The organism is Pseudomonas sp. NPDC077451, from assembly GCF_044543345.1.
GTDB lineage: Bacteria > Pseudomonadota > Gammaproteobacteria > Pseudomonadales > Pseudomonadaceae > Stutzerimonas.
The window spans coordinates 20,346-36,496 of sequence record NZ_JBITVX010000006.1 but is presented as its reverse complement, the minus strand read 5'-3'; the positions used below and the strand labels follow the sequence as shown (position 1 = coordinate 36,496).

Genomic DNA, 16,151 nt, shown 5'->3' with positions numbered 1-16,151 from the left:
CTATTCGAGACAGGAACATTCATGAGCTACCTCAGCATTCGCAACCTGCACAAATCCTATGGCGACACCCAGGTCTTCACCGATATCGACTGCGAGATAGCCAAAGGAGAGCTGATTACATTGCTCGGCCCCTCAGGCTGTGGCAAGTCCACGCTGTTGCGCTGCATCGCCGGGCTCACCGAGGTCGACGGTGGTCAGATCTTGCTGGATGGCGAGGATCTAGTGCCCACCTCACCGCAAAAGCGCCAGATCGGCATGGTCTTCCAGAGTTACGCACTGTTTCCCAACATGACGGTGGAACAGAACGTCTCCTTCGGTCTGCGCATGCAGAAGATTGCCAGCGATGAAAGCGCCAGGCGGGTGGCCGAGGTGCTGGCGATGGTCGAGCTAGGCGACTTCGCCCGCCGCTACCCGAGCCAGCTCTCCGGCGGGCAATGCCAGCGGGTGGCCCTGGCACGCTCGCTGGTCACCCGCCCTCGCCTGCTGCTGCTGGACGAACCCCTGTCGGCGTTGGATGCGCGTATCCGCAAGCACCTGCGTGAACAGATCCGTGCGATCCAGCAGGAGTTGGGGCTGACCACTATCTTCGTCACCCATGATCAGGAAGAAGCACTGACGCTGTCTGATCGCATCCTCCTGATGAACGCCGGACGCATCGTCCAGAGCGCCGATGCCGAGACCCTGTACACCTCGCCTGTGAGTGCCTTCGCCGCGGGCTTCATCGGCAACTACAACCTGCTCGCCGCCGATGTCGCCTCACGACTGTTGCAACGCCCTGTTCATTCGAAAGTGGCGATCCGACCGGAAGCCATTGCCCTGGTCAATTCATCAGGAAGCAACGAGGGGATCGCGGCGGTCATAAAGAGCCACAGCCTGCTGGGCAATGTGATCCGCTACCGCGTCGAAGCGCGCGATGTCGACCTGATGGTGGACGTGCTCAACCGCTCTGCCGCCGATCTCTATCCCCACGGCCGCCAGGTAAGCCTTACCATCGACGCTTCGGCAATTCACGAGGTGGCTTGATGGCACTGGCAATTTTTGACCTGGACGAAACCTTGATTGACGGTGATTGCGCCAGCCTATGGGCGCACGAGATGGCCAAGATCGGCTGGGTGGACGGGGAATCCTTTCTGCGCAAGGACGCCGAGCTGATGGCCGAGTACGCCTTCGGCACGCTGGCGATGGAAGACTACATGGCCTTCAGCCTGACCCCGCTGGTGGGCCGCACGGCGGAAGAAGTGGCTCATGTTGTCGAGCCCTTCATTGAGGACGTGATCGAGCCGCTGATCTACAGCGATGCCATGCGCCAGGTCGCTCAGCACCGCAAAGCAGGTGACCGCATCCTGGTGATCTCCGCTTCGGCAGCGTTTCTGGTCGAAGCAGTGGCCAGCCGACTTGGCATCGGGGATGTGCTGGCGATCCAGTTGGAAGAACAGCACGGTTTCTACAGTGGCAACACCCGTGGGGTGCTCACGTACCGAGAAGGCAAAGTCAGTCGGTTGCGCGAGTGGGCTGAAGCTGAGGGTGAGTCGCTGGAGGGGGCGTATTTCTACTCCGACTCGATCAACGATCTGCCGCTGCTCGAGCAAGTGGCGCACCCACACGTGGTGAATCCTGATCCACTGCTGCGCGAGCAAGCGGAGGCCAAGGGCTGGCCGCAACTGAGCTGGGTCTGAGTTTCGCCTGGGGCCGCCTCAGGCTCCGGCGTTCAGCGGCAGCAGAACACGGAACAGCGCGCCCTTTCCCTCTTCGCTCTCGACCTGAATGCGGCCGCTGTGCGCCTTGATGATCTGCTCGGCGATGAACAAACCTAGCCCGAGTCCGGCGCTACTCTCGCTACCTTCAGCTCGCTCGAACTGACAGAAGATTCGAGCCAGACTCTTCTGGCTTATACCGATGCCGTGATCGCGCACCTCGATGCAGGCGCCCGCTGCGGTAGTACTGACGTTCACCTGCACCGGTTTGCCGGCGCCGTAACGCATGGCATTGGTCAACAGGTTCGCCAACACCTGCTCGATACGAAACTCGTCCCAAAGACCGATCACCGGTTCCGGGCGCTGGAACAGCAATGTGCAACCACTCGCTTCCATCTGCGGGGCGAAATTCTCCACCACGCTGGCTACGAGCTTTCCCAGATCCACCTGCGTCGGCCGAATCGACAGTTTGCCGGTACGGATCCGCGAGACATCGAGCATGTCATCAATCAGCCGGATCAGGCTCTGGATCTGCCGTTCATCCTTGTCGACCATCTGTTGCAGCTTGTCATCGCTGAATGCAGCAAGGTTCTTGCGGCCAAGTTGCAGCTTGCGCAACTGCACTTCGAGGATGAGGGTGTTGAGCGGCGTCTTCAGCTCATGGGAAACAATGGACATGAAGTCATCGCGCATACGCACCGCATTCTCTAGCTCGACCTTGGTGCTGCGCAGCTCGTCGAGCAACACTTCCTGCTCGCGGCGACTGCGCTCCAGCTCTTCAAGCTGACGCGCCAGGCGCTTGCGATTGCGATACAGGTCGACGAACACGCTGACCTTGCTGCGCACTGCATGGGTATCCAACGGCTTCTGCATGAAGTCGACGGCCCCGCTCTCGTAGCCCTTGAATGCGTAGTCGAGCTCGCGTCCGGCCGCGCTGACGAAGACGATCGGAATCGGCTTGGTGCGCTCGGTGCTGCGCATCAGTTCGGCCAACTGAAAGCCGTCCATGCCAGGCATCTGTACGTCGAGTATGGCCAGCGCGAACTCATGGCGTAGCAGCAGCTCGAGCGCCTGCTCAGCCGACTCAGCCTGATGCACGTGGATACCTGGGCCTTTCAGCAGCGCATCCAGCGCCAGCAGGTTCTCAGGTAGATCATCGACTATCAGCAGGTTCGCTTCATCGGTGTGTTCGAGCATGGGTCACTCCAGTTCACGCAACAGTCGATGGATATCGCGCAAGGGCAAAATGTAATCCGGCGCGAAGCGCTGGAGTGCTGCAAGTGGCATGGTCGGGACCTCGGCTTCGCCAGGGTCCTGAACAATTGTGAGGCCGCCGGCCTGCTTGATCGCCTCAAGACCGGCGGCGCCGTCCTCGTTGGCGCCTGTCAGAAGAATCCCGGCGACACGCTCGCCCCAGGCATCAGCCGCCGACTCGAAGAGCACGTCGATTGAGGGTCTGGAGAAATGCATCGCATCATCCTGGCTAAGCGACAGGCTCATGTCCGCCTCGACCAACAGGTGATAACCCGGCGCTGCGAAGTAGAGCGTGCCGCCGCAAACGGGCTCCTTGTCGCCCGCTTCCTTCACGGCCAGATCGGTTTTGCGTTGGAAGATTTCGACCAGCTGCGTCGGCCCGGTTGCCGGCACGTGCTGAACCATCAGCAGCGGCAAGCGATAGGTTCGAGGCAACCCGGTCACCAACGCGCTGAGCGCAGCCAAACCGCCGGCGGACGCACCGATTACCACGGCATCCACGGGTCGGTCGAGCGGTTGAGAAAAGGCTTCAGCGGCAGTGAGCGTCATAGTTTGCGGAACACCCTTTCCGGCTTGTCGAACGCCTCGAACTGTTCGGCATACCCGGAAAACTCAACGGTTTCCTTGCTGCCAAGACCGAGAAACCCGCGGTGGCAGAGCGAGTCGTAGAACAGGCCGAAGGCGCGGTTCTGCAGCGGCTTGTTGAAGTAGATCAGCACGTTGCGGCAGGAAATCAACTGGGTCTCTGCGAAAACGCTATCGGTCGCCAAACTGTGATCGGCGAACGTGATGTTTTCTTTCAATGACTTATCCATGATTGCCGAGTCATAGGCCGCCGTATAGTAATCGCTCAGGCTGTGCTTGCCACCGGCACCTTGATAGTTACTGGTGTACTGGCGCATGTTGTCGATGTTGAAGATGCCCTGGCGCGCACGTTCGAGTGACCTTGGATTGATGTCGGTCGCGTACAAGATAGTGCGATCGAGCAATCCTTCTTCTTTGAGCAAGATGGCCATCGAGTAGACCTCTTCGCCCGTGCTGCAGCCGGCAATCCAGATCTTCAATGACGGATAGGTGCACAACACCGGTATCACTTGCTCGCGCAACGCCAGGTAATAGCTGGGGTCGCGGAACATCTCGCTCACCGGAATGGTGAGAAACTGCAGCAGCTCCATGAACGCCTGCGGATCGTAGAGAATCCGGCGCTGGAGCGCCGAGATGTTCTCGCACTGCATTTGCTTGAGCGCCAGCAGCACGCGGCGCTTGAGCGAAGCACTGGAGTAGTCGCGAAAATCGTAGCTGTAGCGCAGGTAGATCGCTTCGATCAGCAGCTTCAGCTCGATGGCTTGGTTGCGGTCCGGCATGTCACAGCAGCTCCACTTTCGGCAGCCAGACACGGATCAGCGAGAACAGACGGTCCAGATCGATGGGCTTGGCCAGGTAATCGTTGGCACCCGACCGCAGGCAGCGATCCTGATCGTCTTTCATCGCCTTGGCGGTCACTGCGATGATCGGCAGTTTGGCGAAGCGCGGATCCTTGCGGATCTCCTGCATGGCAGTGAATCCATCCATCTCCGGCATCATGATGTCCATCAGCACCAGATCGATGTCGCCGACATTTTGCAACTGAGCGATGGCTTCGTGACCGTTGCGGGCGATCTCGATCAGCGCGCCCTTCTGCTCCAGTGCGCTGGTCAAGGCGAAAACGTTACGCACGTCGTCGTCGACCACCAGGATCTTGCGGCCCTCGAAGGCCTTTTCTCGGCTGCGCACGCTTTTGAGCATCTTCTGCCGCTCCGGCGGCATATCGGATTCGACCTTGTGCAGGAACAACGTGACTTCGTCGAGCAGGCGCTCCGGCGACCGTGCGCCTTTGATGATGATCGAGCGCGAATATTTCAGCAGCGCACCCTCTTCGTCGCGAGTCAGGTTGCGTCCGGTATAAACGATGACCGGTGGGAAGGAGCAGATATCTTCACGCGCCATGCGTTCGAGCAGCTCGTGGCCGTCCATGTCCGGCAGCTTGAGGTCGATGATCATGCAATCGAACACGGTGGAGCGCAGCAGCTCCAGAGCCTGCTCGCCGAACTCCACGGCGGTGATTTCGATGTCCACGTCCTCGATCAGCCGCGACACGCTTTCACGCTGACGCGCATCATCTTCGACCAGCAGGATACGTTTGACCTTCTGCTCCAGCTTGGCTTCGAAGAGGCCGAACACAGCCTTAAGGTCCTCGCGGGTGGTCGGCTTGGTGGCGTAGCCGATGGCCCCCATCTGCAGCGCAGCTTCCTTGCGGTCTTCCACCGACACGATGTGCACCGGAATGTGCCGTGTGATGGGGTTTTCCTTGAGCCGCTCGAGCACCGTAAGACCGGAATGGTCCGGCAGCCGCATGTCCAGCAGGATCGCATCGGGACGGTACTGCACAGCCGTGTCGAAACCGTGATCGGCGTTCTGCGCGATCAGACAGCTGTACTTCAGTTCATGGGCCAGGTCTCGAAGGATGCCGGCAAATTGCGGCTCATCTTCGATCACCAGCACCGAACGCTCGAACGGGAAGCGCTCGCGGTCATCCGTAAGGGTCGCCACGCCCTGCTCCGGCACCGGTCTCGGTGTCGCGGTGATCGGCGTCGCAACCGGTGCCGGCGCGTCCGGGATATTGAACGACTTCGGCTCAGGCAACGGCTCGGGTTCCTGCTCGGCCACCGGGGCGCTGTAGTTCTCCGGAACGATCAATGTGAACACACTGCCGGCGCCCGGTTCGCTACTGACTTCAATGGTGCCGCCGAGCAGTTGGGCCAGCTCACGGGAGATGGATAAGCCCAGCCCGGTGCCGCCATAACGCCGGTTGGTGGTGCCATCGGCCTGACGGAAGGCTTCGAAGATGACTTCCTGCTGGTCGGCAGGGATACCGATTCCGGAATCACGCACGGCAAAGGCTATCTGTTGGTCGTCACGGCGAGTCACCCGAAGTTCTACCGAGCCCTTCTCGGTGAACTTGAAAGCGTTGGACAAAAGGTTCTTGAGAATCTGCTCCAGCCGCTGGCGGTCGGTATAAAGGCTCGGCGGCAAGTCCTCGGCCAGCTCGACATTGAACTGCAGCGACTTTTCCAGCGCTTGGGCGAGAAACAGGCTCTTCAGGCCATCGACCAGTCGCGTGAGAATCAACAGCTCGGGATGGACATCCAGCTTGCCGGCCTCGACCTTCGAGATATCCAGAATGTCGTTGATCAGATTAAGCAGGTCATTACCCGCCGAATAGATCGAGCGCGCAAACTGCACCTGGTCTTCCTGCAGATTGCCGTGCGGATTGTCGGCCAGCAATTTAGACAGAATCAGCGAGCTGTTCAGCGGCGTGCGCAGCTCGTGGGACATGTTGGCGAGGAATTCCGATTTGTAACGACTGGCGCGCTGCAACTCATCGGCGCGCTCTTCGAGCATCAACTGCACTTCGTGCAGCCGGTTGTTCTTGAGATCCATCTGGTCGCGCTGGCGGGCGAGCTCTTCGGAGTGCTCCGCAAGTTGCTCGTTGGTCTGTTCCAGCTCGGCCTGCTGCTCTTCCATGTGCGCCTGCGACTCGCGCAAGGCGTTGGATTGCTCCTCGAGCTCTTCATTGGCCGCGCGCAGCTCTTCTTGCTGGACCTGTAATTCCTCGTTGAGCTGCTGGGTTTCAGCAAGCATGCGCTGCAGTCGCTGGCGATAGCGTGCAGCCTCGATAGCCGAGCCGATATTTTCGCTGACCCGCCGCAGCAACTCATTGTCCTCGTCACGCAGGGGTCGCAAGAAGCCGACTTCCAGCACGGCGTTGAGCATGCCGCTGTCTTCCACCGGGAAGATCAGTACGGACGAGGCGGCGGCGCTGCCCAGCGCCGAACTCACGTTCAGATAACCCTGCGGCACATTGTCGAGCTGCACTACGCGACGTTCCAACGCCACCTGGCCCACCAATCCCTCGCCCAGCTCAAGATTGCGGCCGGCATGTAACCGGTCCCGATCCCAGCCGAATTCCGCAACCCGCTGCAGTTTGCCTTCCTGGGTGACATACAGCGCCCCGACCGCAACGCCGAGGTAGCGCGCCAAGAAACCAAGCACGTTCTGGCCCAGCGTCGGCAAGGCCTGCTCGCCGATCATAGACTCGCTGAGCTGGGTCTGACCGTTTCGATACCAGGCCTGCTTTTCCAGTGCGGCGGCATGCGCCTGTTGCTGTTCGAGCGACTCCGAATAGCTGTCCGACAAACTGATCAGGTCGCGCCGCCCGAAATAGACCAGCAGGCCGCTAAAAATCAGACTGAACAGCAGAAACGCGCCGATCAGCGCGGTGGTGATCGTTTCGGACGTATCGGTACGTTCGGCTCGGATTTGTCGTTCGTAGGCAATGAAGTCGTTGAGCAGCCGACGCTGTTCTTCCTTCAGCTTCAACCCTTCCTGACTGCGCACATATTCAACAACGGATTCGTTGCGAGCCCTGCGGGCGATCGCCTCCTCGGAAAACGCCACCCATTGCTCATGCAGCCGACCAAGGCGCTCGACACGATTCAGCTGTACCGGATCATCGGCGGCGTAATCGGCAATCAGGTCGAACTGGTTCTCGAATACGGGCAGTTCGTTTCGGTAGGGTTCGAGAAAAGCATCGTCCCCAGCAATCAGATAGCCTCGCATCGAGGCTTCCAGATCACCCATCACTTTCAGCATGTCGTGAGCGTAAGCAACGCCCACCACGGAGCGCTCGACCCAGTGACTGACGTTGAGCAGGAAGTAAACGATGGCGCTGAAGAAAAACGCGCTGAGGAAACCGAAACCGAGGGGCACCGCCACGTTGCGGTTGAGGATTCGCTTGAAGTGATTCTGATCGATGAAAGAGTCGCCCATCTGGTTCCTTCCTGGGTACTGTGCGAGCAACAGTGACCCACGGCCACGCGGGCGGCTGCGTCGCCACCAGCGAACGCCTCCGATCCCGACAAGTTCTTGGTGATTCGCGCGAGATGCCACAACGCGCGCAGTCGACCGCGGACTGTACACCGCCTCGCTTGCGAGCACAAAAAAGCCCGGCCGAATGGCCGAGCCCTGTTGCTAGCTGATCAACCCTCAGCGACGGGCGATGATCCAGACTGCGTGAATGATGCCGGGTATATAGCCCAACAGCGTCAGCAGAATATTCAGCCAGAAGGCGCCACCCAGGCCGACTTGCAGGAACACCCCTAGCGGCGGCAGCAATATAGCGATGATGATGCGAATCAGGTCCATTGTGGTTCCCCCTCAGTCTGGTTTTGGCCAATTGGCTTACTGTGAATCGACCGGATCGCCGGAGAGGGGTTCCTTTCCGGCGGGAATCAGGGGCTGGCAGGGCCACAGGACCTGGGAGTTCGATGGAACAACCACAACCGAGACGGCAGTGATTTTAAGCATCCGGTAGCGACCGTTTGAGTCGCCAGGGGCACCCAACGGGTGCACGAGAGAGAGAACGCGGCTGGCCATGGAATTGGGTCAGCTGAATGCGCAGATGCCGCCTGCCTTGTGAGCCGCGCGCAACGCCAAGCAGTATCGCTTCAGCCAGCGGACTATCGCAGATCGATCAAGCCCGTCGCCATACGCGAAAGGTCGAACATGACAACCGGATTCCCGAGCCAGTGCCGCTACCGGTGCCTTGGCGGTTCAGGCCTGTTGCGCTTGCGCCGGATGTTGATCCACGACAGCACGGCCAGCGCCAGCATCAGCCCGGTCATGTTGAAGTTGCCGATCACTGCGTAGCCCAACGCCGCCAGCGAACAGGCTACGAAACCGACCCACCGCACGTAGCCCATCATGGTGCGCACCGCGCCGCCGACGCGATCATCCTCTGGCTGCCCCATCAAACCGACCTCGCCCGCATGCGTTCAAGCTCCTTGGCATCATGGCTGCAGAACAGCGTCACCTCGTCCTTGTGTTCCAGCGACAGGGTCCAGAGCCGATGCTGGTTGGCCAGGCGCGCCGTGCGATCGGTCTCCATCATGCGCTGATAGAAGCGCAGCCCCGGCGTGCAATGACGTTTGATCTGGCCGACTTCATCGCGGTAGAAATAAGCGTCACCGGCGTGCAGCAGCCAACCGTGGCCGGTATCCAGCGCGACGCCGGCGTGGCCATGGGTGTGCCCGGTGAGCGGAATCAGCAAGATCTCCGGCGGCAAGCCGCGCAACTCGCGTACCGCCTGAAAACCGAACCAGGTGTCCCCGCCCGGCTCGTAGAACTGCCAGTGGCGCACCTCGTCCCATTGCTGGTGGCGATAGCGGCGGTGGCCGAGGAAGCTGTGGGTCGAGCGCGCCGCGTCCATCTCGCGCTGAAGCACGTGCACCTGGGCATTGGGAAAGTCCGCGAGCCCACCGGCGTGGTCGAAATCCAGATGGGTGAGCACGATGTGCTGCACGTCATCCGCGCTGAAACCCAACTGCCGAACCTGCTCCAGCGCCGTGAAGCGACGCTCGAACTTGATGTTGTTGAAGGCAATGAAGAACGAACTGAGTCGCTTGCGTGGCTCCAGCACATCGCAGCTGCCAAAGCCGGTATCGACCAGCACCAGCCCATGCCCATCGGTCTCGATCAACAGACAGTGGCACACCAGGCTGGCGGTCAACCCACTGCTGAATCCGTCGAACAACTTGCCGCCGACCGGGCACATACAGCCGCAATTGAGATGATGAACGCGCATGGAGATCTCCTCAGGAGCGGAGCATCACGCAACGGAACGCTGCGCGGTCGAGCCCCTTTGTTCAGCCTCGTATGAGTTGTGAGGCTCACCTACCGCGCAGAGTTCAGGTGTCGGCGCCATTGATCGATGACCTGAGGCAAGGCCCGGCACGATGGAGAGGAACCTGCGGCTGGCTGGACTATCCTCTGAGGACTGCCTCGATCAATCACCGGCTTGCCGTCGACCTGGGAGTCACCGCTGATGCACCGTCGCTTCACTCATCGATTCGCCTGGCTGCTTGGCGTGCTGCTGGCCTTCGCCAGTGCTGCACATGCGGCCGACCCGGTCATGGTGCTGCGAGTAGACGGGATTATCGGCCCGGCTAGCGCCGACTACGTCATCCGCGGCATCCAAAAGGCGCAGGAGGCTGATGCGCAGCTGCTGGTGTTGGAGCTGGACACGCCCGGCGGGCTGGATAGCTCGATGCGCGCCATGATCAAGACAATCCTCGCCAGCCCGGTGCCTATAGCCACCTATGTCACGCCCAGCGGCTCGCGGGCGGCCAGCGCCGGCACCTACCTGCTCTACGCCAGCCACATCGCCGCGATGACTCCCGGCACCAACCTGGGCGCCGCGACTCCGGTGCAGATCCGTGGCGGTGGGGGCACACCGGTGCCTTCACCGGATGCCGAGAAGGAAAATGAAAACAGCGGCGACGCCATGAGCCGCAAACAGGTCAACGACGCAGCAGCGTACATTCGCGGTCTGGCGCAACTGCGCGAGCGCAATGCCGAATGGGCCGAGCGGGCGGTGCGAGAGGCCGTCAGCCTCTCGGCAGCCGAGGCGCTGGAGCAGAACGTGGTCGACTACCTGGCTAGCGATCTCGATGACCTGCTGACCCAGCTGAATGGCAAGACGGTCGAGACCCGCGCAGGCACGCGCACGCTGCAGACTGCCGACGCCGCGCTCGAGCGCCATGACCCGGACTGGCGGGTGCGCCTGCTGACCGTGATCACCAACCCCAGCGTGGCGCTGATCCTGATGATGATCGGCATCTATGGACTGGTTTTCGAATTTTCCAACCCGGGCACCGGTGGTGGCGGCGTCATCGGCGGAATCTGCCTGCTGCTGGCGGTGTTTTCGCTGCAGATGCTGCCGGTCAACTATGCGGGCGTCGCACTGATCCTGCTGGGTCTGGCGTTCATGGTCGCCGAGGCCTTCGTTCCCAGCTTCGGCGTGCTCGGCCTCGGCGGCGTGGCCGCCTTCGTCACCGGCGCGGTGATTCTGATCGACACCGAAGTGCCGGGCTTCGGCATCCCGCTGGCGCTGATCGGCACCCTTGCTGTCATCAGCGCGTTGCTGGTCTTTGCCATCGTCAGCATGGCGCTGAAAGCCCGGCGGCGACCGATAGTCAGCGGCGATGCCGAACTGATCGGCACACTGACCCAGATTACCGGCATCAAGCCAGATGAGCCGGGCACCGGTTGGGTGCAGCTACACGGTGAACACTGGCAGGTGCATGGGACCGGGCCACTGCAGGTGGGCCAGCAGGTCCGCGTGGTGGCACGGCATGGCTTGCAACTGGATGTGACAGCGGCCGACAGGCCGTCAACCGAGAAGAGGTGAAGCATGGGTCTTGAAATGAGTTTTATCGTCGTCGCGGTGCTGGTGATTGCACTGCTGGCTTCGACGTTCCGCATCTTGCGTGAATACGAGCGCGGCGTGGTGTTTCAGCTGGGCCGCTTCTGGAAGGTCAAGGGGCCGGGGCTGATCCTGATCATTCCCGGCATCCAGCAGATGGTCCGGGTCGACCTGCGCACATTGGTCCTGGACGTTCCGACCCAAGATGTAATATCGCGCGACAACGTCTCGGTGAAGGTCAATGCGGTGGTCTACTACCGGGTGCTGGATGCTGAAAAGGCGATCATTCAGGTCGAGGATTACCACTCGGCCACCAGCCAGCTGGCGCAGACGACGCTGCGTGCGGTGCTCGGCAAGCACGATCTGGACGACATGCTGGCCGAACGCGAGCAGCTCAATAACGACATTCAGCAAGTGCTCGACGCGCAGACCGACGCCTGGGGCATCAAGGTCGCCAACGTCGAAATCAAGCATGTGGACCTCGACGAATCGATGATCCGCGCCATCGCCCGGCAGGCCGAGGCGGAACGCGAGCGGCGGGCCAAGGTCATTCATGCTGAGGGCGAATTGCAGGCGTCTGAGAAACTGATGCAGGCCGCCGAAATGCTGGGTCGCCAGCAAGGAGCGATGCAGCTTCGCTACATGCAGACCTTGAGCAACATCGCTGGCGACAAGAACTCGACCATTGTCTTCCCGCTGCCTATGGAGCTGCTCCAAGGCCTGAGCAACCTCACCAAGAAAAATGAATAGAGACCCTTTATGCCCCTGCGCTCAGCCGTACCCGTTGTTCGCCTGCTGTCGGTCTGCCTGCTGGCACTGACGCTCACTGCCTGCGCTGCCTTCTTCCAGCGCGACCCACTGAACGTACAGGTGGCCGGCATCCAGCCGCTGCCCGGCGAAGGGCTGGAGCTGCGCATGGCGGTGAAACTACGGGTGCAGAATCCCAACGACCGCCCGCTGGATTACGACGGCGTAGCCCTGGAGCTGGAAATCAACGGACGCAACCTGGCCAGCGGCGTCAGCGACGCAAGCGGCACCATCCCACGCTTCGGCGAAACCGTACTGAGTGTGCCGATGACCATCTCGGCATTCTCTGCCGCGCGGCAAGCGCTGGGCCTGGCTGAGCACATCGGCATGGATGAAGTGCCCTATGTGCTGCGCGGGAAACTGGCGGGCGGGAGTACGTTCGGCACTCAGCGGTTCATCGAGAAAGGCACCCTGAATCTGGAAGGCGCGTTGCCGAGCCCGTATCGGCGGTGAATCGCTGAGTTTCGCAGCTGGCAGACGCGCGCTGGCAAGCGGATAACTAAGCCAGCGGTATCTCCGAACGCCTCACGAGCAAGCTCGCGCCTACAAAGGCATCTACCGCCTCGCCGCGTAGAGCGCGCTTGCTCGCAAATGGCAGGCTTGCTGGCCCGCTCCAGTTGCGGTGGCTGTCCGCCCGGCTCATTCCACCCGGCAGCGACCGGCTCGGCAACGGTGGGCTTCATGGGACGGGTCGGCCTGCATCAGTTTGCGGGTCACGCCATTGGTCCAACCGAAGCCATCCTGCAATGGATACTCACCACCGCCGGCGTGCTCGGTGCATGGCCGCAGCACGTATTTCTCCACCAGCTTGCTCTCGCTTTCAAACAGCAGCGAGACGATCTTCAGCCAGCGCTCTTCGATCTGCAGTGCCAGTGCATCGTGGCCATAGTGTTGCAGCCCACGGATGCCCATCCATTGCAGCGGCGCCCAGCCGTTCGGGCGGTCCCACTGCTCACCACTGCCGCCGACCTCGGTGGTGGATAGCCCGCCGGGGGCGAGCAGCCGTTCACGAACCACCTCAGCCACCCGCGCCGCCTGCTCGGCACTGGCAAGCTTGACGAACAGCGGCGTCACGGTGGCGGCGGTAAGGTTGTCTCGCGGTTTTGCGAGGCACCAGTCGTAGTCGAAATAGGCGCCGTGCTGCTCGCTCCACAGGTAACGGTCAATCGCTGCTAGACGTGCTTCAGCACGCTGACGGAACGCCTCGGCGCAGTCATGCCAGCCCTTGGCGTGACTGAGACGGGCGATCTGGCGCTCAAGGTTGTAGAGAAAGCTGTTCAGGTCCACCGGAATGATCTGCGTGGTGCGAATGCTTGACAGCCGCTGGGGATCGCCCAGCCAGCGCGAACTGAAATCCCAACCGGACTCGGCGCCGGCGCGCAGGTCACGATAGACCTCGTGCGCGGGCCGGCTGGATGAACGCGCCGTTTCGACGTCTTCGAGATAGGACTCCTCGCGCGGCGTGTCCCGCTCATCCCAGTAGCGATTGAGTACGCTGCCATCGGCCAGACAAACGCAGCGACGATGGGATTCTCCAGGCCGCAACTGATCGTCTCCATCGGTCCAGAACGCATGCTCCTTGCGCAACTGCGGCAGGTAATCGTTGGCGCGATGCACGCCGGACTCCTCGAACAGATCGGTCATCAACGCGAAAACCGGCGGCTGCGAGCGGCTCAGGTAATAGGAGCGGTTGCCATTGGGCACATGGCCGTAGGTATCGATCAGGTAGGCGAAATTGTCCGCCATTGATCGCAGCAGCTCGCAATGCCCACTCTCATCCAGGCCGAGCATGGTGAAGTAGGAGTCCCAGTAGTACAGCTCGGTAAAACGACCGCCCGGCACCACGTAGTCGTGGGGCAGCGGCAGCAGGGAGGAGAATTCCGGGTGCTGACGCGGGTGGCGGGTCAGCACTGGCCAGAGCCGGTCGATGTGCTCAGCCAGGGTATCGTCGGGGTTGGCGACGAACTCGGTTGGCTGTCGCTGGTAGACCTCGAAATGCTCTAGCACAAATCCACGTAGATCGAAGCCGGGCTCGCTATTCTGCGCCCGGTAGGCTTCGAGAATACGCTCCGGATGCTGCCGCGGGGCGCAGTCGACGAAGGTCTTGCTGTCAGCAAATACCCGCTGCATCTGCACCGCCACGAACAGTTCCTGGTAACGGTCCGCGGGGGTCAGGGTATCGGCGGCCGAAACCGCGCGAGTGTCGTAATCGAAGTCGCTCGAAGGGGTATCGGTCATTGCTCGCTGTAATTCCATAGCAGTCCACCATCTATCACCAGTGTAGTGCCGGTGACGTAGTCGGCGTCGTCCGAGGCGAGAAAGGCCACTGCACCCGCCACATCGTGCGGCTGCCCCAAACGCTTGGCCGGAATGTTCTCAAGCAGCCCGGCGAGTTTTTCCGGTTCGTTCATCAGCGCCTGATTGATTGGCGTCTCGATCGCGCCGGGTGCGACGTTGTTGACGGTGATCCCCAGCGGTGCCAGTTCGATCGCCAGGTTGCGTGTCAGCATTTTCAGACCGCCCTTGCTGGAGCAGTAGGCACTGAAATTGGGAAATGGCAGCTCCTCGTGAACCGAGCTGTTGTTGATGATCCGCCCGCCCCGCTCGGTGTCACGCAAGTGCCGGGCAAACGCCTGAGACAGAAAGAACGGGCCGCGCAAGTTAACGTTCAGCACCTGGTTGTAGTCCGCCTCGCTCACCTCGAGAAAGGCGTCGTGTTTCTGCACCCCGGCGTTATTGACAAGAATGTCCAGGCGGCCCATCTGCTCGACGGCCTGCTCAACCAGCCGATAGCAATTGGCAGGCTCTGCAACATCCGCGGCGATAAAGCAGACCCGATGCCCTTGGGCGCGCACCTGCTCGAGTGTTTCGCGCGCCTGGTCGTCGTCATGTCGCCCATTGATAACCAAATCGGCGCCTTCCTTCGCCAGGCGTATGGCGATGCCGCGGCCTATGCCCTGGGTGCTGCCGGTAACCAGGGCGACCTTGTTCTGCAGTTTCATCGAACACCTCGTGTGGCTGTCGAGTCGCAGCGGCGACCCCGAGTCGTCCACCTTGAGACGGGCTGCAGGCGGGCGCGTTCAACCTCGGGTGTTTGCGAATGCTTCCGGAACGCGCCCGGGGCGGTCTGCGCAGCAGACAAATGCCTGCATCAGAGCGCAAAATGGCCGGCTCTCCGCCGCCCCGCTTTCAGGACAGCCATGGCCACCGCCGATCTGCGCAAGGGTTACCTACTGGGTCTGATGACCTTTTCCATCTGGGGCCTGTTCCCGCTCTACTTCAAGTCCATCGAGCAGTACGCGGCGCTGGAAATCGTCACTCAGCGGGCCATCTGGTCAGCGCTGTTCGGCACGCTGGTGCTGAGCCTCTGGCGCCACGCAGGCTGGTGGCAGGAGTTGCTTGCCCATCCGCGGCGGATCGGTGTGCTGATGATTTCCAGCGTGCTGATCGCCAGCAACTGGCTGATCTACGTCTGGGCGGTGAACCACGACCACATGCTCGAGGCGAGCCTGGGTTACTACATCAATCCGCTGGTCAATGTGCTGCTGGGGCTGATCGTGTTGCGCGAGCGCCTGCGCCCGCTGCAATGGTTGGCCGTGGCGATGGCGGCTGTCGGCGTGCTGCTGCAGCTGATCACCCTCGGCGACTTTCCCTGGGTGTCGATCGCGCTGGCGCTGAGCTTTGGCAGCTACGGCCTGTTGCGCAAGCAGGCGCCGGTCGCCGCCCTGCCGGGTTTGGTGGTGGAAACCTGGCTGCTGTTGCCGATCGCGCTGGGCTGGCTGTTTTTCTTCGGCACTGGCCCAAGTACTGAATGGTCGTTCTGGATCGAGCCGCAGGCGCTGTGGCTGGTGGCTGCCGGGCCGGTCACGCTGCTGCCACTGCTGTGCTTCAACGCAGCGGCCAGGCATCTGCCCTACTCGACCCTGGGCTTCCTGCAGTACATCACGCCCACGTTGCTGCTGCTGCTCGCGGTATGGGTGTTCGACGAGCCCTTCCCGGCCGATCGCCAGCTGGCCTTTGTCTGCATATGGGCGGGACTCGCCGTGTACAGCTACGACGCCTGGCGCGTGATGCGCAAAGGCGCCAGGCATTAA

General features: G+C 61.5%; 15 protein-coding genes. 6 read left to right on the top strand and 9 right to left on the bottom strand.

The annotated features are described in order from the left end of the window. Positions 1-21 precede the first annotated feature (21 nt). Together ACIGHL_RS11585 and ACIGHL_RS11580 are read left to right on the top strand one after the other, a co-directional pair. Positions 22-1,023: an ABC transporter ATP-binding protein gene (locus ACIGHL_RS11585; RefSeq protein WP_128121633.1), complete on the top strand. Its 1,002-nt coding sequence runs from the start codon at positions 22-24 to the stop codon at positions 1,021-1,023. After that, positions 1,023-1,676: an HAD family hydrolase gene (locus ACIGHL_RS11580; RefSeq protein WP_128121632.1), complete on the top strand. Its 654-nt coding sequence runs from the start codon at positions 1,023-1,025 to the stop codon at positions 1,674-1,676. Before ACIGHL_RS11585 ends, ACIGHL_RS11580 begins: the two co-directional genes overlap by 1 nt. A gap of 18 nt (positions 1,677-1,694) precedes the next feature. Here the strand turns inward: ACIGHL_RS11580 and ACIGHL_RS11575 are convergent, their stop codons facing one another. From ACIGHL_RS11575 to ACIGHL_RS11545, 7 genes are all read right to left on the bottom strand, one after another. Then, entirely contained in the window at positions 1,695-2,891 is a 1,197-nt protein-coding gene (locus tag ACIGHL_RS11575) for a hybrid sensor histidine kinase/response regulator (protein ID WP_446697549.1), read from the bottom strand. Positions 2,892-2,894: 3 nt separating this feature from the next. Then, complete coding sequence (locus ACIGHL_RS11570; RefSeq protein WP_128121630.1) at positions 2,895-3,497, bottom strand: chemotaxis protein CheB; 603 nt, start codon at positions 3,495-3,497, stop codon at positions 2,895-2,897. Beyond that, entirely contained in the window at positions 3,494-4,312 is an 819-nt protein-coding gene (locus ACIGHL_RS11565; protein ID WP_128121629.1) for a CheR family methyltransferase, read from the bottom strand. Before ACIGHL_RS11565 ends, ACIGHL_RS11570 begins: the two co-directional genes overlap by 4 nt. 1 nt (position 4,313) lies before the next feature. Beyond that, the gene (locus ACIGHL_RS11560; protein ID WP_128121628.1) at positions 4,314-7,817 is read right to left on the bottom strand and encodes a response regulator; all 3,504 of its coding nucleotides are present in this window, start codon (positions 7,815-7,817) and stop codon (positions 4,314-4,316) included. 216 nt (positions 7,818-8,033) lie between these two features. Further along, positions 8,034-8,192 (bottom strand): YqaE/Pmp3 family membrane protein, encoded by a 159-nt coding sequence (locus tag ACIGHL_RS11555; RefSeq protein ID WP_045423855.1) that lies wholly within the window; start codon positions 8,190-8,192, stop codon positions 8,034-8,036. Positions 8,193-8,581: 389 nt separating this feature from the next. Next, positions 8,582-8,797 carry a hypothetical protein gene (locus ACIGHL_RS11550; RefSeq protein ID WP_045423854.1) on the bottom strand — a complete coding sequence of 72 codons (216 nt, stop codon included), beginning with the start codon at positions 8,795-8,797 and terminating at the stop codon, positions 8,582-8,584. After that, on the bottom strand, positions 8,797-9,630 hold the full coding sequence (locus ACIGHL_RS11545; protein ID WP_128121627.1) for an MBL fold metallo-hydrolase: 834 nt from the start codon (positions 9,628-9,630) through the stop codon (positions 8,797-8,799). The genes ACIGHL_RS11550 and ACIGHL_RS11545 overlap by 1 nt, the downstream gene beginning before the upstream one ends. 240 nt (positions 9,631-9,870) lie before the next feature. Here ACIGHL_RS11545 and ACIGHL_RS11540 point away from each other — a divergent pair, with 240 nt between their 5' ends. The 3 genes from ACIGHL_RS11540 to ACIGHL_RS11530 are packed head-to-tail and all read left to right on the top strand — an operon-like array spanning position 9,871 to position 12,510. Next, positions 9,871-11,235 (top strand): NfeD family protein, encoded by a 1,365-nt coding sequence (locus tag ACIGHL_RS11540; protein WP_128121626.1) that lies wholly within the window; start codon positions 9,871-9,873, stop codon positions 11,233-11,235. A gap of 3 nt (positions 11,236-11,238) precedes the next feature. After that, positions 11,239-12,000, top strand: coding sequence for a slipin family protein (locus tag ACIGHL_RS11535; RefSeq protein WP_128121625.1), 762 nt, complete (start codon positions 11,239-11,241; stop codon positions 11,998-12,000). A gap of 9 nt (positions 12,001-12,009) precedes the next feature. Further along, positions 12,010-12,510 (top strand): LEA/WHy family protein, encoded by a 501-nt coding sequence (locus tag ACIGHL_RS11530; RefSeq protein WP_128121624.1) that lies wholly within the window; start codon positions 12,010-12,012, stop codon positions 12,508-12,510. Between the two features lie 186 nt (positions 12,511-12,696). Here the strand turns inward: ACIGHL_RS11530 and treF are convergent, their stop codons facing one another. Together treF and ACIGHL_RS11520 are read right to left on the bottom strand one after the other, a co-directional pair. Next, positions 12,697-14,295, bottom strand: coding sequence for an alpha,alpha-trehalase TreF (treF, locus tag ACIGHL_RS11525; protein ID WP_128121664.1), 1,599 nt, complete (start codon positions 14,293-14,295; stop codon positions 12,697-12,699). Next, positions 14,292-15,059, bottom strand: a complete 768-nt coding sequence (locus ACIGHL_RS11520; RefSeq protein WP_128121623.1) for an SDR family NAD(P)-dependent oxidoreductase — start codon at positions 15,057-15,059, stop codon at positions 14,292-14,294. Before ACIGHL_RS11520 ends, treF begins: the two co-directional genes overlap by 4 nt. 198 nt (positions 15,060-15,257) lie before the next feature. Between ACIGHL_RS11520 and rarD the strand changes: the two genes are divergently transcribed. Beyond that, entirely contained in the window at positions 15,258-16,151 is an 894-nt protein-coding gene (rarD, locus tag ACIGHL_RS11515) for an EamA family transporter RarD (RefSeq protein WP_128121622.1), read from the top strand.